Origin of the sequence: Streptomyces sp. NBC_00207, from assembly GCF_045160965.1 — a bacterium.
GTDB lineage: Bacteria > Actinomycetota > Actinomycetes > Streptomycetales > Streptomycetaceae > Streptomyces.
In genome coordinates this window covers 1,458,043-1,480,325 of sequence record NZ_CP130715.1, presented here as the reverse complement: position 1 = coordinate 1,480,325, position 22,283 = coordinate 1,458,043, and the positions used below count along the sequence as shown (strand labels likewise).

General features: G+C 74.4%; 19 protein-coding genes. 8 read left to right on the top strand and 11 right to left on the bottom strand.

The window, feature by feature from the left end; genetic code table 11:
- Positions 1 to 149: 149 nt before the first annotated feature.
- From OG472_RS07325 to OG472_RS07310, 4 genes are all read right to left on the bottom strand, one after another.
- Positions 150 to 767: a hypothetical protein gene (locus tag OG472_RS07325; protein WP_405941171.1), complete on the bottom strand. Its 618-nt coding sequence runs from the start codon at positions 765 to 767 to the stop codon at positions 150 to 152.
- Positions 768 to 989: 222 nt separating this feature from the next.
- Positions 990 to 1,814: an MOSC domain-containing protein gene (locus tag OG472_RS07320; RefSeq protein ID WP_405941170.1), complete on the bottom strand. Its 825-nt coding sequence runs from the start codon at positions 1,812 to 1,814 to the stop codon at positions 990 to 992.
- Between the two features lie 52 nt (positions 1,815 to 1,866).
- The gene (locus tag OG472_RS07315; protein ID WP_401603861.1) at positions 1,867 to 2,370 is read right to left on the bottom strand and encodes a DUF6643 family protein; all 504 of its coding nucleotides are present in this window, start codon (positions 2,368 to 2,370) and stop codon (positions 1,867 to 1,869) included.
- Between the two features lie 246 nt (positions 2,371 to 2,616).
- Positions 2,617 to 3,795, bottom strand: coding sequence for a glycosyltransferase (locus OG472_RS07310; RefSeq protein ID WP_401603859.1), 1,179 nt, complete (start codon positions 3,793 to 3,795; stop codon positions 2,617 to 2,619).
- Between the two features lie 841 nt (positions 3,796 to 4,636).
- On the opposite strand from OG472_RS07310, the gene OG472_RS07305 reads away from it, so the two are divergent.
- Positions 4,637 to 5,428, top strand: coding sequence for a glutamate racemase (locus OG472_RS07305; protein ID WP_405941169.1), 792 nt, complete (start codon positions 4,637 to 4,639; stop codon positions 5,426 to 5,428).
- A gap of 143 nt (positions 5,429 to 5,571) precedes the next feature.
- On the top strand, positions 5,572 to 7,200 hold the full coding sequence (locus tag OG472_RS07300; RefSeq protein ID WP_405941168.1) for an ATP-binding cassette domain-containing protein: 1,629 nt from the start codon (positions 5,572 to 5,574) through the stop codon (positions 7,198 to 7,200).
- On the opposite strand, the gene OG472_RS07295 is transcribed toward OG472_RS07300, so the two are convergent.
- The gene (locus OG472_RS07295; protein ID WP_405941167.1) at positions 7,152 to 8,096 is read right to left on the bottom strand and encodes an ADP-ribosylglycohydrolase family protein; all 945 of its coding nucleotides are present in this window, start codon (positions 8,094 to 8,096) and stop codon (positions 7,152 to 7,154) included. The genes OG472_RS07300 and OG472_RS07295 overlap by 49 nt on opposite strands.
- Entirely contained in the window at positions 8,093 to 8,683 is a 591-nt protein-coding gene (locus tag OG472_RS07290) for a TetR/AcrR family transcriptional regulator (protein WP_401603852.1), read from the bottom strand. Before OG472_RS07290 ends, OG472_RS07295 begins: the two co-directional genes overlap by 4 nt.
- A 173-nt stretch (positions 8,684 to 8,856) precedes the next feature.
- Between OG472_RS07290 and OG472_RS07285 the strand changes: the two genes are divergently transcribed.
- Positions 8,857 to 9,930, top strand: a complete 1,074-nt coding sequence (locus OG472_RS07285; RefSeq protein ID WP_405943148.1) for an FAD-dependent oxidoreductase — start codon at positions 8,857 to 8,859, stop codon at positions 9,928 to 9,930.
- Positions 9,931 to 9,998: 68 nt separating this feature from the next.
- Positions 9,999 to 10,514 carry a hypothetical protein gene (locus tag OG472_RS07280; protein ID WP_401603847.1) on the top strand — a complete coding sequence of 172 codons (516 nt, stop codon included), beginning with the start codon at positions 9,999 to 10,001 and terminating at the stop codon, positions 10,512 to 10,514.
- 68 nt (positions 10,515 to 10,582) lie between these two features.
- Here OG472_RS07280 and OG472_RS07275 read toward each other — a convergent pair whose 3' ends face one another.
- Positions 10,583 to 12,136 (bottom strand): hypothetical protein, encoded by a 1,554-nt coding sequence (locus OG472_RS07275; protein WP_405941166.1) that lies wholly within the window; start codon positions 12,134 to 12,136, stop codon positions 10,583 to 10,585.
- A gap of 279 nt (positions 12,137 to 12,415) precedes the next feature.
- Between OG472_RS07275 and OG472_RS07270 the strand changes: the two genes are divergently transcribed.
- The gene (locus OG472_RS07270) at positions 12,416 to 13,804 is read left to right on the top strand and encodes a hypothetical protein (RefSeq protein WP_405828587.1); all 1,389 of its coding nucleotides are present in this window, start codon (positions 12,416 to 12,418) and stop codon (positions 13,802 to 13,804) included.
- A 7-nt stretch (positions 13,805 to 13,811) separates the two neighbouring features.
- Here the strand turns inward: OG472_RS07270 and OG472_RS07265 are convergent, their stop codons facing one another.
- Both OG472_RS07265 and OG472_RS07260 read right to left on the bottom strand, forming a co-directional pair.
- A complete protein-coding gene (locus OG472_RS07265; RefSeq protein WP_405941165.1) occupies positions 13,812 to 14,300 on the bottom strand; it encodes a hypothetical protein in 489 nt (162 codons plus the stop codon).
- Positions 14,301 to 14,435: 135 nt separating this feature from the next.
- Entirely contained in the window at positions 14,436 to 16,541 is a 2,106-nt protein-coding gene (locus OG472_RS07260) for a PIG-L family deacetylase (protein ID WP_401603838.1), read from the bottom strand.
- Positions 16,542 to 16,817: 276 nt separating this feature from the next.
- On the opposite strand from OG472_RS07260, the gene lnt reads away from it, so the two are divergent.
- The 3 genes from lnt (at position 16,818) to OG472_RS07245 (ending at position 20,370) form a co-directional block, all read left to right on the top strand.
- Positions 16,818 to 18,467 (top strand): apolipoprotein N-acyltransferase, encoded by a 1,650-nt coding sequence (lnt, locus tag OG472_RS07255; protein ID WP_401603836.1) that lies wholly within the window; start codon positions 16,818 to 16,820, stop codon positions 18,465 to 18,467.
- Positions 18,468 to 18,504: 37 nt separating this feature from the next.
- Positions 18,505 to 18,990 carry an NUDIX hydrolase gene (locus OG472_RS07250; RefSeq protein ID WP_401603834.1) on the top strand — a complete coding sequence of 162 codons (486 nt, stop codon included), beginning with the start codon at positions 18,505 to 18,507 and terminating at the stop codon, positions 18,988 to 18,990.
- Between the two features lie 126 nt (positions 18,991 to 19,116).
- Positions 19,117 to 20,370: an acyltransferase family protein gene (locus OG472_RS07245; RefSeq protein ID WP_401603832.1), complete on the top strand. Its 1,254-nt coding sequence runs from the start codon at positions 19,117 to 19,119 to the stop codon at positions 20,368 to 20,370.
- A 67-nt stretch (positions 20,371 to 20,437) separates the two neighbouring features.
- Here OG472_RS07245 and OG472_RS07240 read toward each other — a convergent pair whose 3' ends face one another.
- Positions 20,438 to 21,214, bottom strand: coding sequence for a trypsin-like serine peptidase (locus OG472_RS07240; protein WP_405828581.1), 777 nt, complete (start codon positions 21,212 to 21,214; stop codon positions 20,438 to 20,440).
- Between the two features lie 224 nt (positions 21,215 to 21,438).
- On the bottom strand, positions 21,439 to 22,269 hold the full coding sequence (locus tag OG472_RS07235) for a DUF5995 family protein (protein ID WP_405941164.1): 831 nt from the start codon (positions 22,267 to 22,269) through the stop codon (positions 21,439 to 21,441).
- Positions 22,270 to 22,283 lie beyond the last annotated feature (14 nt).

Below are 22,283 nucleotides of genomic sequence, written 5' to 3'. Positions count from 1 at the left end.
GAATCCACCGGAACCACTGAAGTCACCGGATCCGCCGCAGCCGATCCGTGTGGTTCAGAACCGTGGGAACGGCCGGGGCCACCTAAGCTGCCGGAGCGACCGTTCCGGCCGCCCCACCGTAGCGCGCGCGGAGCCGGGGAGGTGCCAGGTCAACTGCCCGCGCCCGCTCGACCCCAGTCCGGCCCGGCGGCCGCCCAGGCCCGGTCCAGACGTATGTACCGCCGATGCACGAGCCGTCGTACGACCAGCCGCCGGACCGTCTCGCCCAGCGCGGCCACCCCGATCGCTGCGGCCAGGCCGGCCATCCCCGCGTGGAAGGCGGCCGCGGACGGGTCGAGCGGCTGCCCGACCAGCCGGCCGTGCGCATCGGTCCATATCCGGAACCGGTCGCCGGCGCGCGGCGGTTCCTCCGCGGCCGGCACGGTGCCCTCGTGGCTGCTGCCGTCCGGCGCGGTCCACGAGGCCACGATCTGCGTACGGCGCGGGGCGGTCCGCTGCGCCGACGCGTCGGCCGTCACCTCCACCTCCGCAGCCGACTCCGGCGCCGGCCGGACCACCACGGCCGGAACGAGATGACGCTCCTGCCGCTGCTCCTGCGCGGCCTGCTGCAGTGTGCCGTCCACCCGCAGGCCCGCGACCCATCCGACGGCCGGAGCCACCACGATCACGCACACCAGCGCGGCGAACGCCACCCACGCCTCGAAGAGATCGGTCGGCCGGCGCAGCGGATTGCGCCGCCAACGCCACACACCCATTGCTGTCCGCACGGTCCGGCTCCCCCAACTTGTGCCAGTCTCCCTCTGCCCACGTGTCCTGACTGCTCCAACGGCGTGGCCGTGCCTGTTGGTTCCAGCGTGGATGCGGAGCCCCCCGAAGGTGTCATTCCGGGTCGGCTGGTCAGTGCCGGGGCATCCGTGTCATCCATGCCGTGCGTGCCACCCGCGTCGTCCCGGGCAGGGGCGTCATTCATGCCATTCACGTCATTTGCGTCATTCCAGGACGCGCACCTCGTCGCCGACGCGCACCGTGCCCAGCCGCACCGGGACCAGGAGCCGCCCGAACGCCAGCGACTTGCCGATCCGCCGGTGCTTCCCCAGGGTCTTCAGCGGTTCCCTGCCCCGCTCGGCCGTCGCCTGGTCGGTGGTGGTGACGACGCACCGGCCGCATTCCCGTGCCCCACGGAAGACGGCGTCGCCGATCGCGATGCGCCGCCAGCCGTCCTCCGCCCACGCCTCGGCACCGGATACCACCACATTGGGGCGGAAACGGTCCATGGGCAGGAGACCCTCTTCGGGGTGGTCCCCCTGCGCGATCAGCGAGTTGAGCGCGTCCAGCGAGGCGAGGGTCGTGACCAGCAGCGGATAGCCGTCGGCCAGGCTCACCATCTCGCCGGGCAGTGCGTAGTCCGGATCCACGGGGCGGCGTACGGACGGATCGTCCAGATGTACCAGCCGCACCGGTTCCTTCAGGTACGCGCTGAACCAGTCGGCCGCGGCAGCCGCCGCGACCACGGTCTCGACCTTCTTCCCGAACAGGACGACCGGCTCCAGCGGACCCGGGTCGGGCACCTCCACGACCAGCTCCGCCATGCCCGGCGCGGTCACCGCGATCCGGCCGCCGGCCATCGGACGGGCCGCCGCCAAGGCCAGCTGCGGATGGCGGCGTTGGGTGATGACCGTGCCCCCGGTGTCGACCAGCGCCCACCGCCGGTCTCCGGACAGACCCCAGGGCTCCACGGCCGCCTCTTCGGGAGCGGTACCCGCTACCGATTTGACGGGATGGACGTGGAGCGCCTGGACGTGCAAATTCGACATGGGGGAATACTGCCAGCCCCCTCCGCTGTCCCGGCGCCGGTCGGTGCCCCGGTCAGTAACCACGTCCCTGGTACTGGCGGCCGTACGGGTCCTCGTACGAGGCCGCGGGCACCGGCGCGGGCACCTGCATCGGACGCGGCGCGGCCGGGCGCATCGCCTCGTACCCGGTGGCCATGGCGGCCGGGCGGGGCTGCTGCGGCTGGGGCTGCGGCACGTATCCGGTCCGCACGGGCTGCTGCTGCGGGATGTACGGGGCGGGCGCGTGCTGCAGCGGCATCGGCTGCGGGGCGGCCTGCTGCTGGTACGGGTAGCCGTAACCCGAAGCCTGCTGTTGCTGAGGGGCGGCCGGCGGCAGCGCGGGCAGCGCCGACGCCAGAGCCGGCAGGTACCCGCCGCTCGAATATCCGGCACTCGGAGACTCGTAGGCGGCCGGAACGCGGATCGGGGCGATCTGCGGGGTGCCGCGTTCGGCGACGAGGGAGTCGTAGATGGGGGTGTCCGGGAAGGAGGGCGCGGAGTAGTAACCGCCGCCATAAGTGGAGCGGGGGGAGGTCATGGGACCTAAGTTAAGCCCACGACTTCACCGGGTCCATAGCGAGGTGCCGTCAACACCGCCCTGACCTGCATCTTCGCAGGTCAGAGCCTCACCTTTCACTTGACGTTCACGTGCACGATTCGCCACTTCCACCCCACCTTGTTCCTACTCGTACTCACAGGTTGGGTGTTGCACCGACTTCGCGCTGACGCAGTGTCACAACGCGGTGACCTCGGATGACTCGGTTCCGGGCAGCGGTTCGTCGTTTCAGGCGTCGCTGGGACGGGCATAGGTACGGCCCTTCCAGGACGCACCGCGACCCCGGTAGTGCTGAACGGCCGAGTCGACGGTCATCAGGAGGTACAGCAGGGCCGTGAGCGGAAGCAGCGGCGCGAGCGCGGCGGGCTGCCCGTAGTAGCGCAGCATCGGCAGGTACGTGCCGGCCATGAGGAGCCAGGCGAGCCCCCCGGCCCAGGCGACGGCGGGGTGTCCGGTCGCGAGCCCCGCCAGGAGGGCGGCCGGGGGCACCAGGTAGACGAGCACCAGCCCGGCGACCGTCCCGGCCAGCAGGAGGGGCTGGTGGCGCAGTTGTGCGTAGGCGCTGCGCGAGACCATCCGCCACAGGTCGGCGAGCGCCGGGTACGGGCGCACGCTGTCCACCCGCTCCGCCAGTCCGAGCCAGATCCGGCCGCCGGAGCGGTGGACCGCGCGGGCGAGGGAGACGTCGTCGATGACCGCCTGGCGGATGGAGTCGGGGATCCCCGCCCGCACGGCGGCCTCGGTGCGCAGCAGCACGCAGCCGCCGGCGGCGGCCGCGGTCCGGGCGGAGGGCCGGTTGATCCGGCGGAACGGGTACAGCTGGGCGAAGAAGTAAACGAAGGCCGGTACGACGAGCCGTTCCCAGAAGCCCGCCACGCGCAGGCGGGCCATCTGGGAGACGAGGTCGAGGTCGGCCGAGGTCGCAGCGGCGACGAGTTCGCGCAGGCTGTCGGGCTCGTGCGCGATGTCGGCGTCGGTGAGGAGGAGGAAGTCGGGCTCGGCGGCGTGCGCGGTGCGGGCCAGGGAGATGCCGTGGCGCAGCGCCCAGAGCTTGCCGGTCCAGCCGGGGGCGGGATCGCCGGGGGAGACGACTGTGAGCGGGAGCCCCGGCTGCCCGGCCGCGAGCCGGAGCGCGAGGCCGCCGGTACCGTCGGTGCTGCCGTCGTCGACGAGGATCACCTCGGCCTCGCCGGGATAGTCCTGGGCGAGGAGCGAGGGCAGGCTCCGGGGCAGCACCTCGGCCTCGTCCCGGGCGGGGACGACGATCGCGACGGACGGCCAGTGGGTGGGGGCGGTGCGCGGGGGGAGGCGGACGTCGGTCCGCCAGAACATGCCCTGGGCGAGGGTGAGCCAGAGCCAGGCGGCGAGGGAGGCGTAGGCCGCGCAGGCGGCGGTGTAGAGGCCCATGGCGGCAGTGTGCCGGGCCCCGGCGGGCGTGTCGCGCATCCGCCCGCGCCGGGTGCGGCGGCCCTCGCCGGGCGGGCAGTTCGGACGGCCGGGCGGGATGCGGCTGCCGCCCGGGCCGCCGGTGGCCGTGGCGCGTGCCCCGTGCGGTCCCGCCGCCGGGCCGGGCCGCAGGGCGTGCCGTACGGGGACCGGGGCGGGGCGTCGGGCCCGCCGGACGGTGACGGCCCGGTGTGCGCGAGCGCCCGGGACTAGGGCCGGGCGGGATGCGGCTGCCGCCCGGGCCGCCGGTGGCCGTGGCGCGTGCCCCGTGCGGTCCCGCCGCCGGGCCGGGCCGCAGGGCGTGCCGTACGGGGACCGGGGCGGGGCGTCGGGCCCGCCGGACGGTGACGGCCCGGTGTGCGCGAGCGCCCGGGACTAGGGCCGGGCGGGATGCGGCTGCCGCCCGGGCCGCCGGTGGCCGGGGCGCGTGCCCCGTGCGGTCCCTGCGGCCGGGGCAGGCCGGGTCGGGCGGCAGAGCGTGCCGTACGGGGACCAGGGCGGGGCGTCAGGCATGCCGGACAGTGACGGTGGGTGCGCGCGAGCGCCCGGAACCAGGGCCGGGCTGGGCTGGGCGGGCTCCGTGACCTGGTTCGCCGGGTGGTTGCGGCCGTTCGCCGGGTGGCCGGCGTGGGGTGCCGCCGGAGGTGTTCGCCGGATCCGGATGCCTGGTCCGGATGCCCGGGTCCGGGCCCGCGCTGAGGACGGGGTGGCCGGGGTGGAAGGTGTCGGCCGGCCGCGGAGATCGAGGGCGGGTATCGGCGGCGACGGCCCGGGCCGGGTGGGGGTCGACTAAGGTGGCCCGGTGAAGATCGCGCTCATGGACTCCGGAATCGGCCTCCTCGCGGCGGCCGCGGCGGTGCGCCGGCTGCGGCCGGACGCGGACCTGGTCCTGTCCTCGGACCCCGACGGCATGCCATGGGGCCCGCGGACCCCCGCCAACCTCACCGAGCGGGCACTCGCCGTGGCCCGGGCCGCCGCCGAGCTTCGCCCGGACGCGCTGATCGTGGCCTGCAACACGGCCACCGTGCACGCCCTGGACACCGTGCGTGCGGAGCTGGAGCCCGCCATCCCGGTCATCGGGACGGTACCGGCGATCAAGCCCGCTGCGGCCGCCGGCGGCCGCGTCGCGATCTGGGCCACCCCGGCCACCACCGGCAGCGCCTACCAGCGCGGGCTGATCCGCGACTTCGCCGACGGGGTCCGCGTCACCGAGGTGCCCTGCCCCGGGCTGGCCGACGCCGTGGAGGCCGCCGACGACGCCGCCGTGGCGGACACCGTGGCCGCGGCTGCCGCGCTGACCCCGGCCGACGTCACCGATGTGGTGCTCGGCTGCACGCACTACGAACTGGTCGAGAGCGCCATCAGGGCCTCCCTCGCCGCGCGCACGGGGGGCGCCGAGCTGGTCTACCACGGCTCCGCCGAGGCCGTCGCCGTCCAGGCGCTGCGCCGCCTGGGCTCCCGGCCCGAGCCCGCCCTGCCCCGCACCGGCGGACTGACCGTACTGCGCAGCGGGCGCGAGGGGTCCCTGCCGGCCGCCGCGCTCCGGTACGCGGAGGGCCGACTGCTGGCGGGCCAGGACGCGCCCGTCGGCTGACGGCCGCCGGCTGACACACGCGGGCTGACACACGCCGGCTGACAAGAGATAGCGAGACGTACCGTCTTGTGTGCGATCGAGGCGCCGTTTACGATGGCCGTCTAACGAGACGAAACGGTTCGTCTCATTCGAAAGGATCGCCCTTGCGTGCTCCACTCGCCTCCACCCAGATCGTCCTGTCCGAGGTCACCAAGAGCTACGACACCCGTGTCGTCCTGGACCGCGTGAGCTGTACGGTCCGGCCCGGCGAGCGGGTCGGCGTCGTCGGCGACAACGGCTCCGGCAAGTCCACGCTGCTCCGCCTCCTCGCGGGACGGGAACGGCCCGACCGCGGCGAGGTCACCGTCACCGCCCCCGGCGGCCTCGGGCACCTCGCGCAGACCCTCGAACTCCCGCCCTCTGCCCGGGTCGGCGACGCGGTCGACCTCGCCCTCGCCGACCTGCGCGCCCTCGAACGCCGGATCCGCGCCGCCGAATCTTGCCTGCACCGGGCCGGCCCCGAGGAACTCGCCGCGTACGGGGACCTCCTCGCCGCCCACGAGGCCCGCGGCGGCCGCGACGCCGAACGACGCGTCGCGACCACCCTGCGCCACCTCGGTGAACGCCGCGCGCTCGACCCGGACCGCCGGCTCGGCACCCTCTCCGGAGGTCAGCGCTCCCGGCTCGCACTCGCGGCGGCCCTCGCCGCCGAACCGGAGCTGCTGCTGCTCGACGAACCGACCAACGACCTCGACGACGAGGCGGTCGGCTGGCTGGAGGAGCACCTGCGCGCCCACCCCGGAACCGTCGTCGCCGTCACCCATGACCGGCTCTTCCTCGACCGCGTCACGACCACCATTCTGGAGGTGGACCAGGACCGGCGGACGGTCCGCCGCTACGGCAACGGCTACGCCGGGTTCCTGACCGCCCGCGCCGCCGAACGCGCCCGCCGGGAAAGGGAGTACGAGGAGTGGCGCGAGGAGGTCCGCAGTGCCGAGCGGCTCGCGGACACCAACATCGGGCGGTTCGCCGCCATCCCGCGCAAGCTGCCCCGCGGCTTCAGCGGAGCCGGCGCCTTCCGGGCCCGCTCCCGGACCCACGGCGCCGCCGGCCGGATCCGTACCGCCCGCGAACGGCTGCACCGGCTGACCGGTAACCCCGTACCGCCGCCCCCGCAGCCGCTCGTCTTCACCGGCCGGTTCACCCGAGGCGCCGCCGGAGCCGTGGAGCTGGACCGCGCGGCCGTGCCGGGACGGTTCGAACCCGTTTCGCTCACGCTCGCCCCGGGGGAGCGGCTCCTGCTGACCGGCCCCAACGGGACCGGCAAATCAACCCTGTTGCACCTGCTGGCCGGTGAACTGGAGCCCGCGCAGGGGCTCGTACGGACGCCCCCGCGCGTGGGACTGCTCCGGCAGGACGACCGGTGGGCCCGCGAACCCCGGTCGGCCGTCGAGGTGTTCGGCGAGGAGCACGCCGACCAGGCCACCCGGAACGGCCTGCTCACCCCGGACGACCTCATCCGGCCGGTCCGCCTCCTCTCGGCCGGCCAGCGCCGCAAGCTGGAGCTGGCCCGGCTGGTGTCCCGCCCGCTCGACCTGCTGCTCCTGGACGAGCCGACGAACCACCTGGCCCCGGCCGTGGTGGAGGAACTGGAGGCAGCCCTGGCCCACTTCGGCGGGACCCTGATCCTGGTCACGCACGACCGGCGGCTCCGCGCCGCCTTCCGGGGACGCCGCCTGGAGCTTCAGCGGGAGCCGGCGGCCGCCGGCGGGCCGGCCGCCGCGAGCCGCTGAGCCAGCGCCCGCAGGCCGTCCGCGTCCAGGACCCGGTCCCCGAACCCGGGCAGCGGCACGTGCAGCGCGGCCGTCCAGGCCTCGGGGACCGCCCCCTGTCCGTACCGGGCCCCGGCCAGGGCCCCCGTCACGGCGGCCACCGTGTCGGTGTCGCCGCCGAGGTCCACCGCGGCCCGTACGGCGTCCGCGAAGCCGGTGGTGGTCCGCAGCGCCCACACCGCGGAGCCCAGGCAGGGCCACACCGCCCCGTTGAACTCGGTGGCCATGTCGGGATGCCAGTCGGGGGCGAGTACGCGGCCGTACCGCTCGCGGTGGTCCGGGTGCACCACGGCGAGCGTCCCCGGGAGGGCGGCGAGCGGATCGGCCCCGTCCAGGGCGACGCGGACGAGCTCGTGCAGGACCGCCGTCCCCTCCCAGGCGGCCCGGTCGCCGTGCGTCAGCGCCGCGATCCGGCGCGCGGCGTCCATGGTCCGCTCCCGGCCGGCGGCGGCGAAGTACACCGCGGAGGTGGCGGCCCGCATGAGGGAACCGTTGCCCGCGGCCCGGGTGTTGACCCGGAAGTGCAGGGCGGCCGCGAGGTCCCACGGCTCGCCGTTCGTCAGCACGTCCTCCGTCTGGAGGCCGATGTCCTTGGGCTGCCCGGCCGCCCACCGCTGGAACCGGGCGAAGACGTCCGGGAGTTCGAGACCGCCCCGCTCCAGCAGAGACTCGCCGACCAGCACGGCCATCTGTGTGTCGTCGGTCGCCTCGCCCGGATCCCAGCCGCCGCCCCCGCACATCTCCTCCCCGCGCGCGGTCAGTTGTCCCGCCGGGCCGAACTCGTACGGCGCACCGAGCGCGTCGCCCGCCGCCGAGCCCACGACGGCCCCCACGGCGCGGTCGAGACGAGTGGTCAAGGCATCTCCTCAGGGCATACGGCGGCCAGCACTGCGCGGGCGAACCGGTCGAGGTCGTCCAGGCCGGCCGCCGCCAGGGTGGCGGGAGCGCCGGACAGCAGGTGGGGGATGGCGCCGTGCAGCGCGAGGGTGAGGGCGCGGGCCTGCTCCGGCCCGGCCGGCAGCCCCGCCCCGCGCAGCAGGTGCGCGTGCGCGGCGAAGTCCGCCGCGGCGATCGGGTCCAGCAGCCCGGCCAGCCACGGCCGGCGCGTCCCCTCCGTCTGGAGCTCCAGGTACGCGAGGACGCGCGGCCGGCCGGGCCCGGCGACATCCCGCAGCAGCCCGGCGAGCAGGGCCGCGAGCTGCTGCGCGTCGGCGGGTCCCGGGCCGGCCCCGGCCAGGGACGCGGCCAGCGCCCGGTACTGCTCCACGCAGCGTTCGGCGACGGCCCGCAGCAGGGCGTCTCGGGTCGGGAAGTAGTTCTTGGCCGTGCCCGTGGGCACGGCGGCGGCCGCGTCGACGGCGCGGTGCGTCAGCCCGCGCCCGCCCGATTCGGCCAGTACGGCGACGGCGGCGTCCCGCAGCCGGTCCCTCCGGTCCTGATTCACGTTGCCACCTTAACTACATCCGTGGTACCACAGATGTAGTACCACGGATGTGGTAGTCGGCTGGGATGCAGGTGAGGGGGCGCGCCATGAGCAGCGAGACCGGGACCAGGACGCAGGACGGGGGCGGGGGCGGGGCCGAGAGCGGGCGGGGGCGCGGAGCGGGTACGGCCGTCGTGGTCGGGGCGGGGGTCGGCGGGCTCGCCACCGCCATCGGCCTGCGCCGCGCGGGCTGGACGGTGACCGTCCTGGAGCGCCGGACGGAACTCGACCGCTACGGCACCGCCTTCGGGATCCACCCCACCGCCCAGGCCGCGCTCGACCGGCTCGGCCTCGGCGACGCGCTGCGGGCACGCGCGGTCCCGTACCGCGGCGCCCGTATCCGCCGCCCCGACGGCACGGTGCTGGCCGCGCTCCCGCTCGAACGGATCGAACGCAAGGCGGGCAGGCCGGAACTGCTCATATCCCGGCCCTACTTGATCGACGCACTGCTCGCCGAGCTCGACCGGCTCGGCGGCGTGCCGATCGCGTACGGGCAGCGCCTCACCGACCCGGCAGCGCTCGCCGCGGATCCGGACTGCCTGCTCGTCGGCGCCGACGGCATCAACAGCGTGGTCCGCACGGCGTACTTCGGCCGCCGCAGCCGCCCGCGCCCGATCGGCACGGTCGCCTGGATCGGCATCGCCGGATTCGAGACGGGCCTGTACGGCGAGACCTGGGGCGACGGCCGTTTCTTCGGCATGACACCCGTGGAGCCCGGCCGCACCAACTGGTACGCCACGGTCCCCGGGGCCACCACCGCCCGCGACGTACGGGACGCCTTCGCCGACTGGCACGACCCCGTCCCGCGCGTCCTGGCCGAGACCGACCCCGCCACCTGGATCCGGTACGAGATGCGGCACCTCTACCCGGCGCTCCCCACCTTCGTCGCCGACGGCCGGATCGCCCTCGTCGGCGACGCCGCCCACGCCATGACACCCAACCTCGGCCAGGGCGCCTGCACCGCCCTGCTCGACGCCGAGGCGCTGACCCGCGCCGTCGCGGGCATCGGCGCCACCGGCGGACCGGCCGGGCTGCCCGGCGCCCTGCGCGCGTACGACGCCGAGCGCCGCCGCAGCGCCCAGCGCATCGCCTTCGGCTCCCGGAACCTGCACCGGTTCGTGACCACCCGCCGGCCCGCCCTGCGCGACGCGCTCCTCGGCCTGCTGCCCGGTGGCGGGCCGGCGCGGCGTGCTGATCCGAGGCGCTGACCGGACGCGCTGATCCGACTGGGCGAGGGGCAGTGGCGTACCAGCGCAACGTGAGTACGCTGCTACACATGACGGCTCACCCCCCGGGTCCGTTCTGGACGGGCCGGGCCTCCAACCGCGTGCAGTGGCTGCTCGCAGCGGCCGGTGCGGCCTGTCTGGCGCTCGGGATCGAGCTCGCCGTCGACAACGCCTGGACCTCGGGCTTCGTCCCGCTCCTCATGGCCGTGGCCGGCTGCCTCGCCGCCGGACTGCTCATCCTCTACGGCACGCTCGCCTTCGTACACGTCGCCGTCACCATCGACTCCGAGGCCCTGATCGTGCGCTGCGGCCACATCGGGCTGCCGCGCCGCACGATCCGGCTCGCCGAGGTGACCTCCGCCGAGTTCCTCCCGCGGATCACCCCGCAGCAGTGGGGCGGGTGGGGCTACCGCTGGCGCCCCGAGAAGGGCACCGCAGTGATCGTCCGCCGCGGCGAGGGCCTGGAGCTCCGGCTCGGCGACGGAAAGCTCTTCACGGTCACCGTCGACGACGCGGAGGACGCCGTCCGCGTCATCCGCGCCCACCTGCGAGCCCTCGCCCGCTGAACGGGCCTCTTCCCGGCCGTGACCCGGACCCTGACCGACGGGGCCACTCCGACGGCGCTGCCCTTGTGTCAGAGGCGGTGGATGCGGTCGACGCCGTACCAGTTCGACACGCACGAGGCGACCCAGTCCCGGTCGTAGTCCTCCGTGAAGAAGGGCTCGGAGAGGACCCCGATGTACATGGGCCGGTAGCCCACGTCCGTGGCGCCCTGCGCGGTCTCGGAGAGGATGCGGGAGTTCTGGGCGTCCCAGGCCACGGAGCGGGCGACCGTGTTCGTGGTGAGCTCCCGGACGCTCGGGACGAGCGCGGTCAACGAGGCCAGCGCCAGGCAGCCCGCCACCACGGCGCCGGTCGCGAGGGCCGCGTCGGCGGAGCGGCGGTCGGCGGAGCGGCGGACGGCGAGCCACCGGCCGCCCCGGGCTCCCAGCAGTGCGCCGTAGCCGCAGAGCGCGAGTTCCATCGGCACGATGAAGTTCGTCCAGGCGCGGCCAAAGGTCCACCCGCTCGGGCCGTAGCCGCTGTGCAGCCCCAACACCACCGCGAACGACCCCAGCACCACCACGGGCACCGGCAGCAGCAGCGCGGCGGTCAGCGTCGGGCGCGGGACGGTCCGCCGCGGCTCCCGCCCTTCGGACGCCTGCCCACGCAGGCAGCACGCCAGGCCCAACAGGACGCCGGCGGCCGCGGCTCCGAGGTACGCCCACTGGCCGGTGACGGTGTCCCACACGCGCAGCCAGTCCGCGAAGGCGCTCCGGAGTTCGCCCGCGGAGAGCATGGACTCCTGGTTCAGCCGCTGGGCCCGCCGCCAGCGGGCGCCCGGGGAGGTGTACAGCACGGCCAGACCGCAGACGAGGCCGGAGCACCACAGCAGGCACCAGATGAACGGACGCCAGTTCCGCGCCAGGCCGAACCTGGGCACGCAGACCAGCCCGACCAGGCCGGCGAGCAGAGCGCTGACGAGCGCGAACGGCTCGCTCAGGGTGCCGATCGCGAAGGCGATGGGGAACGCCGAGACGAAGCCGGCCACGCGGGCGGGGCCCCGGGGGCGGCGTACGGTCCACAGGGCCAGCAGGATCGCCCACACGCCGATGACGCTCGGCAGGGTGTGCGAGATCGTCGACGGGGCCCACAGCAGTACCTGGTAGCTGTGGGTGCCCGCGAAGTAGACCAGTGCCTGGACGACCAGGGCGCAGGCGGTCAGGACCAGCAGCCGGGGCCTGCCGCCGAGGAACCGGACGAGCTCACGCCCCAGCAGGACCAGTCCGGCCGTGAAGCAGACGACGATGACCGTCGGCAGGATCTTGGTCCCGGCCGGTCCGTCGCCGTAGACGACGCCGCTCAGGAGGGCGTTGGTGATCCTGCCGTTCTGGGTCCGGTAGAAGTCGGACGTGATGCCGAGGACCCCCAGATCGCGGGCCTTCCACGCGGCGCACCAGTCGTCGGACGTGGGCCGCACGTAGAGACCGAGGAAGCATCCGACGGCGATCAGGGCTCCGGCCGCCGCGACGAGCGTCGCCCCGGCCGCCGGGAGGAGCCTGCGCAGGACGGGGCGGCGGCCCGTTCCCCCGCCCACCGCGGGACCAGGGGCCCGGACGCCCTCGTCCTCTATCGCAGCAGTGCTCATCCACCACCCCTTCGCAGCAGGGCCCGCTCTTCGCAGCGGGGGCCCGGGAACCCCCATCGTGTGCACGGTCCGCCGCCACCTGCATCCCGGGTGCGCCTGGACGGGTACGGAGCAGCGAAGCCCCCCGGAAGCCCCTGAAACCCCTCGGCGCCGATCGGGCACCCCTCGGAGCTCCTCGTTCACCCGGGCGGCGGGCGAGCCGTGGCAGCCTCCGCCCCGTTCTCCCAGGATGGGGAAGCCGGGTCCGCGCGGACCCGGGGGCCGGCGGAGGGAGTGGCGATGCCCGGTGTCCTCGGCTGCTGGGCGCTCGCCACGGCGGCCTTCGCGAGCTTCGCCGTTCCCCTGTGCCCCACCGGAAGTTACGCACCCCTGTCGGCGCTCGTCGCCCCCACCGTCGGCCTCCTCTCCAACACGACCGCCGCCGAGGGCGTTCCGCGGTCCGTCGCCGAGGGCGCGCGGTACGTCGACGGGAGCAACGTCCTGCGGCTGGCGTCGGGCCGGTGGAAGTACCTTCCCGCCGGCGGGAAGGAGTCGGCCGTGGTCCCGGCCGGTCACCCGCCGGCGGTGCGGCAGATCGCGGAGAGCCGCGCCTGGCTGGCCTCCGGCCGGGTCCCGGGCCGGTCGCCCGCACAGCGGGCCGCGGCCGGGCGGGCCCTGCTGGCCATGCGCGCCCTGCTCCGGCCCAACGGCGCCGTGGCCGCGGCGTGGAGCCCCGGCTGGAACTACTCCTGGCCGCGCGACTCCAGCTTCGCCTCCGCCGCGTTCGCGCACACCGGCCATGACGCGGAGGCCTACCGGATCCTGTCCTACAGCGCCGTGACCCAGCGCAAGGACGGCACCTGGGAGGCGCGGACGAAGCTCGACGCCACCGGCCCGCCCGACGGCAGGTGGTGGCAGCTCGACGCCAACGGATGGGTCCCCTGGGCCACCTGGCAGTGGTACCGGACCGCCCCTGCGGCCGGCCGCCGCGCCCGGCTGGCCACCCTCTACCCGATGGTCCGCAAGGCCGCCGACCGTGCGGCGGCCTCCCTGCGGGCGGACGGGCTGCCCCCGGCCTCCCCCGACTACTGGGAACTGATGACGCCCACCACGAACATCGGCACGGCCGCGCCGCTGCTCGCCGGGCTCAACGCCTCCGCGGACCTCGCCCGGGAGGCGAACCGCCCGGACGACGCGGCGCGCTGGGCGCGGGCCGCGCGGCGGCTCGACTCGGGGATCTCCGCGCGGTTCGCCCCCCTGGGGTACCAGCGCACCGTGGACGGCCGGCACGGACGCGACAGCGCGGTGACGTTCATGGCGCCCCCCTTCAACGCGGCCCCCGCCGGCCTGCCCGGGGCGCTGGACGCCACCTACCGGGCCCTGCTCCTGCCCAACGGGGGACTGACCCCCGGAAACGACTCCACGGCGCCCTGGGGTGCGAACGCCTGGACACCCAGTACGGCGCTCTTCGCGCTCGCCTGGGCCGCCACGGGCGACACGGCGAAGGCCGGACCGGTCCTCGACTGGATCATCGCCAAGCGGAACTCGCTCGGCGAGCTGCCGGAGAAGGTGGACAAGGAGGGCAGGGCCGCCTCGGTGGCCCCCCTCGCGTGGACGGGCTCGATCACCGTCCTGGCCCTCGTGGCACTCGACGGCACGGGGCTGCCCACGCCGCCCATGCGGCCGTAGGGGTGTCTCAGACGGGGTCCGTCCCGTCGCCCGGCGGCGGAGCGGTGCGGACCCGCTCCATCGCGGTCAGCAGGTGCCGGTAGGCGAGCACTTCGGCCGCCACCGCCCGCGCGAGGGGCGGGTGGTGCGGATCGCGGCGGGAGCGGGCCTGTGCCGCGGCCGCGAGGCGGAGCCGCCTCGTGCGGCGCACCTCGTTCGTGGCCGCGACGTACGCGTCGTCGAGGAGCCGCTGGTCGAGGACCTCGGCGAGGGCGCGCTCCGCCAGGGCGTCGAGCCGGTCGAGGTCGTCGGAGCAGCTTGCGGGGCCCTGCCCGGCGCAGCCTTCGTCGAGGGCCCGGGACAGCGACCGCACGGTCGCCCCGAGCTCCGGATACCCCCAGGCCGGCGCCGCGTCGTTCCGGCATCCCGGGGCGAGGGCCACCAGCACGGCGGCGCAGGCCACGGCGCGGACCCTTCCCGGTCCCGCGCTCCCGCGCGCGGTGGAGCGAGCGGCCATGGGAGCTCCGATCACCAGCGGTCAGCCGGTCTGTCGGGTCGGCCGGTCGGGCGCCGGCCCCGTCCGCGTCCCGACGTGGTGCCCGCCATCGTCGCCCGCACCGGCCGGCCCGGCCACCCGGAGCCGACGGCCGACCTAGCGCCCGGCCTGTACGACCGTCGCCGGCTGGACCGCCCGGTGCCACGGGGAAGAGGGCGGGCGGCTGCCGGGCGGCTCGGATCCGGCCGGGGGAGCCGTCGTGACGTGCAGGCCGGCGTCCAGGCCGAGGGCGGCGGCGAGGGCCGTGCCGTCCGGCTCGGCCACGGCCGCCGGCGCACCGGTGTAGAGCATCTGGGACTCGTACCAGGAGGGCGCGTCGCCCGGGCCCGACACGCCGATCGTGCCCGCGCCCGCGCGGCCCGTGAGGAGCCCGCCCGTCACGCCGACGGCGCCGTAGCCGCCGTCGCCGCCGGCCTCGGCGACCGGGGAGAACGTCGGCACGGGGCCGCCCGCGGTGGCCAGGCTCGTACCGACGGTGCCCGTGCCGGGGCGGCGGAAGTAGAGGCGGACGCCGTCGCCCTGCGGGCTCGCCGACAGGGGTCCGGTGGTCGCCGGCAGCCCGGTCGGGAAGGGGCCGCCGAGGGGGGCGTCCGGCGTCGGCCGGACCCACGCCAGCACGGACTGGGCCGTGGCCGCGTACACGTGGCGCCGCCCCGCCGCGTCGGTCGCGGTGACCGGGTCGCCCTGCAGGCCGGCGCCGCCCAGGGCCTGCCACGCGCCGAAGGCGCCTTCGGGGGCGTCCTGCGCGCGGGCGCGCAGGGTGCGCCGGGAATCGCGTACGTACACGGTCATCCGGCCCGCGCCGTCCACGGCGACGGCCGGAGCGCTGATCGCAGAGGTGCCGGATATGTCGACGGTGTCCGGGGTGCCCAGCGACTGCCAGGGGCCGAAGGCGCCGCCGGGCGCGGTCTGGACGGCGTACACGAGGTCGCGTCCGTACTCCTGGGGTGCGGTGCCCAGGGTGGTGCGGGTGCCGAAGACCGCGATCCTGCCGTCGGACAGCCGGACGGACGTCGCGCCCGCGTCGATCCCGGAGCCGGGGAGGAACTCGGGCCCCTGCCAGGGGGCCTTGGGGCCGCTGCGCGTCCAGTACGCCATCCGGCCGTCCAGGACGGCGAAGGCCCACAGCCGGCCGGGGGCGCCCTCGGTCATCCAGGAGGTGCCGTCGCCCCGGCTGTAGCGGATGGTCTGGTTCCATCCGGCGCCGGTGGGCCGGGTCGCCGTCTTGCGGTCGCCGCATCCGGCGGTGCTGCCGCACCAGTCCTGGTGGTCCGTCCAGGCGTAGGTCTTGAGGTAGCCGAGCTTCTCCTCGGCGGCCTGCGGGTCGAGCGTCGGGGGCAGGGAGCTGTTGGGGTAGCTCACGTAGTTCTGGACGGAGAAGTGCGGGCGGTCCGTGGACTTCGCGTAGCGCTCGGCCGCCGCCTGCACGAACCGGGCCCCGTACATGTGGTCCTGGTGGTCGAGGAAGGCGCCGCCGCCCTGCGCCCGGCCGGGCGTCGGGTCCTGCGTCCGTATCGTGGTCGGCCGGTACCTCGCGAAGACGTCCGCGATGGCCTCCACGGCCTGTTCCTTGGTGTACGAGAACCAGGGCTTGACCGGCGTCCCGGAGGTGAGCTGGGCACCCAGGGCGGGAACCTTGCCGTCCCACAGGCCGCGCAGGCTGTCCGGATTGTCACCGGAGATGCTGCGGGCCTCGCGCAGCTGCATCCATATGAGATTGACCTCGGGCCGGGCGACGAGGACGTCCACCTCGGCGCTCCCGCCGCCGGCGGTGGGTATGGACCGGCGCTGCCAGGCGCTGGCGCGGTTGCCGGTGGCCATCTGTGCGTAGGCGGCCCGGATGCCGTTCTGCCGGGCCTCCGCGTAGGCGGCGTGGTCGGCGGGGCGCTCCGGGTCCTCCAGGTGCGGGCTGTGGGCCTCGTTCCTGCCGTCGGACTCGCCGGAGGTCAGGTACACGGTGGCGACCTTCACGCCCGTCGATATGGAGCGGCTCAGGTCGGGGTTCATGAAGAAGAGGTCGTCGTCGGGGTGCGCGACGACGTGGAGGACCGTGCCTTCGGTCACACTCGGGCGGAAGACGGTCTCGGGGGCCGCCGGCTCCTGCACGGTCCCGTATCCGTAGGCCCAGGTCGTGACCCCGGCGGCGCTGATCGTGAGCACGGTGAGCAGGGCAGCGAGGCGGCTGCGGCTGGCCAGGGACATCTGCAACGCCTTGAGGATCGGTCCGGTGCGGAATTTCCGCCGAGGGAGTGAGTCGGTGTCCCGATGGCTCCACCGCTTCCGGAGACGACCGGGCCCGATTATGCCCCGCGCGTTTGCGACTGACACACCCTCAAGAGGCGTATGTATTGAGCTGACTTGAATGCGAGATATGGGCTACTTGTCCCATTTGGGATTACTTGGGTGGTGGTTCCGACGGGTCCGGACCGGCCCGGGCGCTTACCCGTCCCGGAGGCCCGGGGACGTACACTCCGCCAGATGAGCAGCAGTGTCACCCGCGCGGCCGGGAACGAGCCCTCGCAGCCCGCCGACGGAGCCCCGGCCGAGGCCGCGCCGCCCCACGCCACGGCCCGTGGCAACGCCCCCGCCCCGGCCTCCGCCCCCGCGCCGCGGAAGGGAGCCTGGCTGGTGCGCGCGGTGCTCGCCGTCCTCTCCGGCGTGCTGCTCTACCTCAGCTTCCCGCCCCGCCCCCTGTGGTGGCTGGCCCCCTTCGGCATCGCCCTGCTCGCCGGCTGCCTCCACGGCCGCCGCGCCCGGGCCGGCTTCGGCCTCGGTTTCCTCGCCGGCCTCGGCTTCCTGCTGCCCCTCCTCGTCTGGACCGGCGAGGAGGTCGGCCCGGTGCCCTGGCTGGCCCTGGTCAGCCTCGAAGCCCTCCTGATCGGCCTCACCGGCCTCGGCATCGCCCTCGTCAGCCGGCTCCCGGCCTGGCCGCTGTTCGCCGCCGCCGTCTGGGTCGCGGGCGAGGCCCTGCGCGCCCGGGCGCCCTTCGGCGGGTTCCCCTGGGGCAAGCTTGCCTTCGGACAGGCCGACGGCGTCTTCACCCCGCTCGCCGCCCTCGGCGGCACACCCCTGCTCTCCTTCGGCGTGGCCCTCTGCGGATTCGGCCTCTACGAAACCCTGCGCATCGCCCGCCGCCACCCCGGCCGCACCACCGCCGCGCTGGCCGCACTCGCCGTCGCCGCCCCGATCGGCGCCGGCCTCGCCGCCCGCCCGCTGGTCTCCGACGCGGCCGAGGACGGCACCGTCGTGGCCGCCGTCATCCAGGGCAACGTGCCGCGCCTCGGCCTCGACTTCAACTCCCAGCGCCGCGCCGTCCTCGACAACCACGTCAAGCGCACCGTCCAGCTCGCCGAGGACGTCAAGGCCGGCCGCGTCCCGAAGCCCGACTTCGTCGTCTGGCCGGAGAACTCCTCCGACCTCGACCCGTACGCCGAAGCCGACGCCCGCGCCGTCATCGACGAGGCGGTCAAGGCCATCGGCGTGCCCGTCGCGATCGGCGCCGTCGTGTCCCCGGAGACGGGTCCGCTGCGCAACACGATGATCCTCTGGGACCCCGTCGCGGGCCCCACCGTGACTTACGACAAGCGCAAGATCCAGCCCTTCGGCGAGCGCATCCCGATGCGCTCCTTCGTCCGGCTCTTCAGCTCCGACGTGGACCGGGTGCGCCGGGACTTCGGCCCCGGAAAGGACCCCGGCGTCTTCGACATGGCCGGCAGCGGCGTGGGCATGGTCACCTGCTTCGAGGCCGCCTTCGACGACGCCGTCCGCTCCACCGTCCGGGACGGCGCCCAGGTGATCGCCGTACCCAGCAACAACGCCACGTTCGGCCGGACCCAGATGACCTACCAGCAGCTGGCCATGGACCGGGTCCGCGCCGTCGAGCACAGCCGGACCGTCCTCGTCCCCGTCACCAGCGGGGTCAGCGCGGTCATCCGCCCCGACGGCAGGATCACGGCGCAGACGAAGATGTTCACCGCTGACGCGCTGGTCGCCGAGATCCCGCTGCGCTCCACCCGCACCCCGGCCACCGTCGTCGGACCGCTGCCCGAGTACGCGCTGCTCCTCCTCGCCGCTGGCGGCTTCGGCTGGATCCTGACCCGGCGGATCCGCGCGCGCCGGGCGGTCTGAGGCGGGGGCCGGCGCCCCGGCCTCGTAGGGTCGGGGCATGACCACACCCGATTTCATCCGCCGGATCCGCGCCACCGCCGGGCACCAGCTGCTCCTGCTGCCCGGAGTCACGGCCATCGTCTTCGACGACCTCGGCCGGGTGCTGCTCGGCCGGCGCTCCGACACCGGGCAGTGGGCGGTGGTCGGCGGGATCGCCGAGCCGGGGGAGCAGCCCGCCGAGACCGCCGTGCGCGAGGTGTACGAGGAGACGGCGGTGCGCTGCGTCGTCGAGCGCGTGGTCCTCGTCGAGATGACGGAGCCGATGACCTACCCCAACGGCGACATCTGCCAGTTCCAGGACATCACCTTCCGCTGCCGCGCCACGGGCGGTGAGGCGCGGGCCAACGACCACGAGTCCCTCGAAGTGGCCTGGTTCGCGGTGGACGCGCTGCCGCCGCTGGACCCCTTCGGCCTGGACCGGATCCACCGGGCCCTGCGGGACGAGCCCACCTGGTTCGCGGCGCCCGTGGAGATCCCGGAATAGGTGCGGCCGGCAAACCGGCCGGGTGTGGTCCGGCTCACCCGGCAGTGGCCGGGGTGCGCTGTAAGGTTCCGCTGATCCGACGGCGGTCAGCGGACAGTCGTACGTTCAACGGGGGACGGTCGAGGAATGGGCGCGCGCAGTTCAGCCGGAGGGCCGCAGCCGAGCGGCGGCCCGCAGCCCGGCGGCATACGTGACGGCGGCATACGTGACGGCGGCCGGCGCACCGGAGCCGGTCAGCGCACCGGAGCCGCCGCCGGACGCCTGGCGGCCCTCGACGGTGTCCGGATCCTCGCCGCACTCTCCGTGCTCTTCTACCACTACGTGGTCCTCGACAGCGCCTGGGGCGAACCGACCGCGGGCCTCTTCCCGGCCGCCCACGGGGTCGCCGTCTACGGCTGGCTCGGCGTCGAGATCTTCTTCCTGGTCAGCGGGTTCGTCATCTGTATGAGCACCTGGGGCCGGACCGTGGGCGACTTCGCGGTGTCCCGGGTCTCCCGGCTGTTCCCCGCCTACTGGGCGGCCGTCGCGTTCACCTCCCTCGTGCTGTTCAACTGGCCCGAGGTGAGGAAGATCAAGCAGGTCAGCGACGTCGTGGTGAACCTGTCGATGCTGCAGGGCGGCATCGGGGTCCCCCACGTCGACGACGCGTACTGGACGCTCTTCGTCGAGCTGAAGTTCTACGTCCTGTTCGCCGTCGTCGTCATGCGCGGCGTGACCTACCGCAACTGCGTCCTCTTCTGCGGGGCCTGGACCCTCGCGGGCGTCGTGGCCCCCACCGTCGACAGCGGCGTGCTGTCCTTCTTCGCGGCGTCGTCCGCCTCCCCGTACTTCATCGCCGGAATCGCCTTCTACCTGATGCGGCGCTTCGGGCCGAACGCCGTCCTGTGGGCCGTCGTCGGCGTCCAGTTCCTCCTCGCGCAGCACCACGTGGACGCCCGCATGATCGCCAGCCTGGGCCCCGGCGTCGCCCGGCAGACGCCCTCCTGGCCCGCCCACGTGATCATCCTGCTCGGCTTCACCGTCATGGCGGCGATAGCCCTCGGGGCCCTCGACGGCATCCGGTGGCGCTGGCTCCCGCACGCCGGAGCGATCACCTACCCCCTCTACCTGATCCACATGCTGGCCGGGCTGACCTTCATCCACCACTTCCGCCACGAGGTCGCGCCCGTGCCCCTGGCCGTCGGCGTCACCGCCCTCATGGTGCTGCTCGCCTGGCTCATCCACCGGTTCGTCGAACGCCCGCTGGGCCGCTTCCTGCGCGACAGGCTGCGGCGCGGCATGCAGGACATCCGCTCGGCCACCCCGGGCCGGCCCCCGCTCGAACGGCTGCCCGCGCAGCCCTCCGCGCCCGAGGCGGAACGCATCCCGGCCGTCCGCTAGCCCCTGTCGGACCTGGGCCGTCTCCTTCGGATCCGGCCTGCCCCGGGCAAGATCCAAAAGAGACGACCTAGCCGGCGTCGGCCGCCTCCCGGTACAGCTCCACCGCCTGGTCGCCCATCACCGCGCTGTACGAGACCTCCGGTACGCTCCCGCCGCCCTCGTGGCCGCCGAGCACCCCGGCCAGCGCGCCGTCCACCAGCCAGGGGCTGCCGCTGGTTCCGCCGCTGAGGTCCGGGCAGCCGATCCGCCGCTGGGTCTCGGAGAACAGTTCGGTGCTGTTGGCGCAGCGCAGCGGGGTCTCCAGGGTCCGCGGGTATCCGATGACCGTCACCGCGGCGTCGTCCGGCTGCTCGGCGGCGACCGGGAAGCCGCCCACGAGATCCTCGACGGATCCGTTCCGCCCGCCGTCCACCGGGGCCACCGTCGCGAAGGCGATGTCGTCGTCCGGGTCCTGGCCCTCCGTCCAGCCCGCGGCGAGGTACACCCCGGTGAGCTTCCAGAGGCCGTACGGGGCCTCGCCGTCCCGGTAGCCCGGCGCGAAGACGGTGGTGTACGGGCTCTCCAGGCAGTGCGCGGCGGTGGCGATCACGTCGCGGTCGTCGCTGTGCACCACGGAGGCGGTGCAGAAGTGCCCGCCGTCGAGCCCGTCCGCGAACAGCGCCCCCACCCGGTCCGTCGTGGCGTCGGGCAGCGCCTGCGCGGTGATCCCGGGCGGCGCTCCGGCCGTGGCGTCGGGCACGTCCACGCCGAGCAGTGCTGCCATTGCCGTCAGCGCGAGCAGGATCCGTGATGCCCGCCGCGCACGGATGCGCCGGGCCGGCCGGGGGTGCATGCGGTGGATCATGACTCCACCCTGCCCGCCGAACCTATGTCCGGAGCCCGGTGTTCCGTATGAATCCCCTGTGAATCCGGTGGACCCGATGTGAAACCCGGACCGATGGGCCCTGCCCGCCGGCCGCCGGCGGTCGGTCGTACGGTGATTCCGAGCCGTGTTCGAGGCGAAGCGCGCGCGGCTCGTCGCCCTGCTGTCCGATCGGCAGCGGGCCGGTCCGTACAGGCTTCGGCCTTCTATGCGAAGGGCGTACTCGCTTCGGGCCAGCGCCGGCGGTCGGGAATCAACCTGCGCAGGATCCACAGGCCGGCGCGCAGTTTCCAGTCGCCGGGGGAGCGGATCTCGGAGATGAGCGCGGCGGTGCTCCTGCCGATCGACCGCGACGCCTCCTCGGTCGAATCCGGGTCCAGGAGTCTGTCGCAGTTGAACCAGGCCAAGCTCCGTGCGACCCGGATCCCGTAATTGGTCAACAGTTCGTCACTACGGGTGAACAGCCTGTCCAAAGAGCTGATCCCGCGAATGTACCTGGACGAAAGGTCGTCCTGGACCCCGTCGATACAGGACGCCAGCACGTCGTTCATGCGGTGGAAGTCGGCGATGTGGCTGCGGTCGCCCGTGGTCGTCGCCATGCGCCGCAATGCCTCCGGCAAGTCGTACGACATGTGCGCCATCATGGAAAAGATCACGTCTTCCAGCAGGTAGGTGCGCCGGACACTCGAAGCGGCGAAGACATCTCGCCATGGTTGAGGGATGGAGTCCGGCAGATCACCGGGCTGAATCTCGTCTGCAGAGCCGCCGGATCGTCCTGCCAGCCATTCGTCGATGCTGTCCATCGCGCTGAAGTAGGCCGATGCGAGCGTCTCGCACAGCTCGGCGACCCACGGCGGGTCGTTGAACGCGGGGGTGCCCGTATCCAAGCCTGTGGCGAGCGTCGTCGTGAGGCGGTAGTAGGTGTAGGCGAAGGCGGCCCGGTGATCGTGTGTGGCGTCGTACTGTCTGACCCGGTCGGCAAGCAATCCGGCGACCAGGGTGACCTTTTCGGCGGGGAGCGTGAACTCGGCGGTCATCGGGAGTGTGTTCC

What these genes read in the sequence shown, in the direction of transcription:
- lnt (WP_401603836.1), top strand. Translation starts at nt 16,818, where the DNA reads ATGAGCAGCAGTGTCACCCGCGCGGCCGGGAACGAGCCCTCGCAGCCC.
- OG472_RS07250 (WP_401603834.1), top strand. Translation starts at nt 18,505, where the DNA reads ATGACCACACCCGATTTCATCCGCCGGATCCGCGCCACCGCCGGGCAC.
- OG472_RS07310 (WP_401603859.1), bottom strand. Translation starts at nt 3,795, where the DNA reads ATGGGCCTCTACACCGCCGCCTGCGCGGCCTACGCCTCCCTCGCCGCC.
- OG472_RS07315 (WP_401603861.1), bottom strand. Translation starts at nt 2,370, where the DNA reads ATGACCTCCCCCCGCTCCACTTATGGCGGCGGTTACTACTCCGCGCCC.
- OG472_RS07320 (WP_405941170.1), bottom strand. Translation starts at nt 1,814, where the DNA reads ATGTCGAATTTGCACGTCCAGGCGCTCCACGTCCATCCCGTCAAATCG.
- OG472_RS07240 (WP_405828581.1), bottom strand. Translation starts at nt 21,214, where the DNA reads ATGATCCACCGCATGCACCCCCGGCCGGCCCGGCGCATCCGTGCGCGG.
- OG472_RS07275 (WP_405941166.1), bottom strand. Translation starts at nt 12,136, where the DNA reads ATGAGCACTGCTGCGATAGAGGACGAGGGCGTCCGGGCCCCTGGTCCC.
- OG472_RS07260 (WP_401603838.1), bottom strand. Translation starts at nt 16,541, where the DNA reads ATGTCCCTGGCCAGCCGCAGCCGCCTCGCTGCCCTGCTCACCGTGCTC.
- OG472_RS07270 (WP_405828587.1), top strand. Translation starts at nt 12,416, where the DNA reads ATGCCCGGTGTCCTCGGCTGCTGGGCGCTCGCCACGGCGGCCTTCGCG.
- OG472_RS07280 (WP_401603847.1), top strand. Translation starts at nt 9,999, where the DNA reads ATGACGGCTCACCCCCCGGGTCCGTTCTGGACGGGCCGGGCCTCCAAC.
- OG472_RS07265 (WP_405941165.1), bottom strand. Translation starts at nt 14,300, where the DNA reads ATGGCCGCTCGCTCCACCGCGCGCGGGAGCGCGGGACCGGGAAGGGTC.
- OG472_RS07235 (WP_405941164.1), bottom strand. Translation starts at nt 22,269, where the DNA reads ATGACCGCCGAGTTCACGCTCCCCGCCGAAAAGGTCACCCTGGTCGCC.
- OG472_RS07245 (WP_401603832.1), top strand. Translation starts at nt 19,117, where the DNA reads ATGGGCGCGCGCAGTTCAGCCGGAGGGCCGCAGCCGAGCGGCGGCCCG.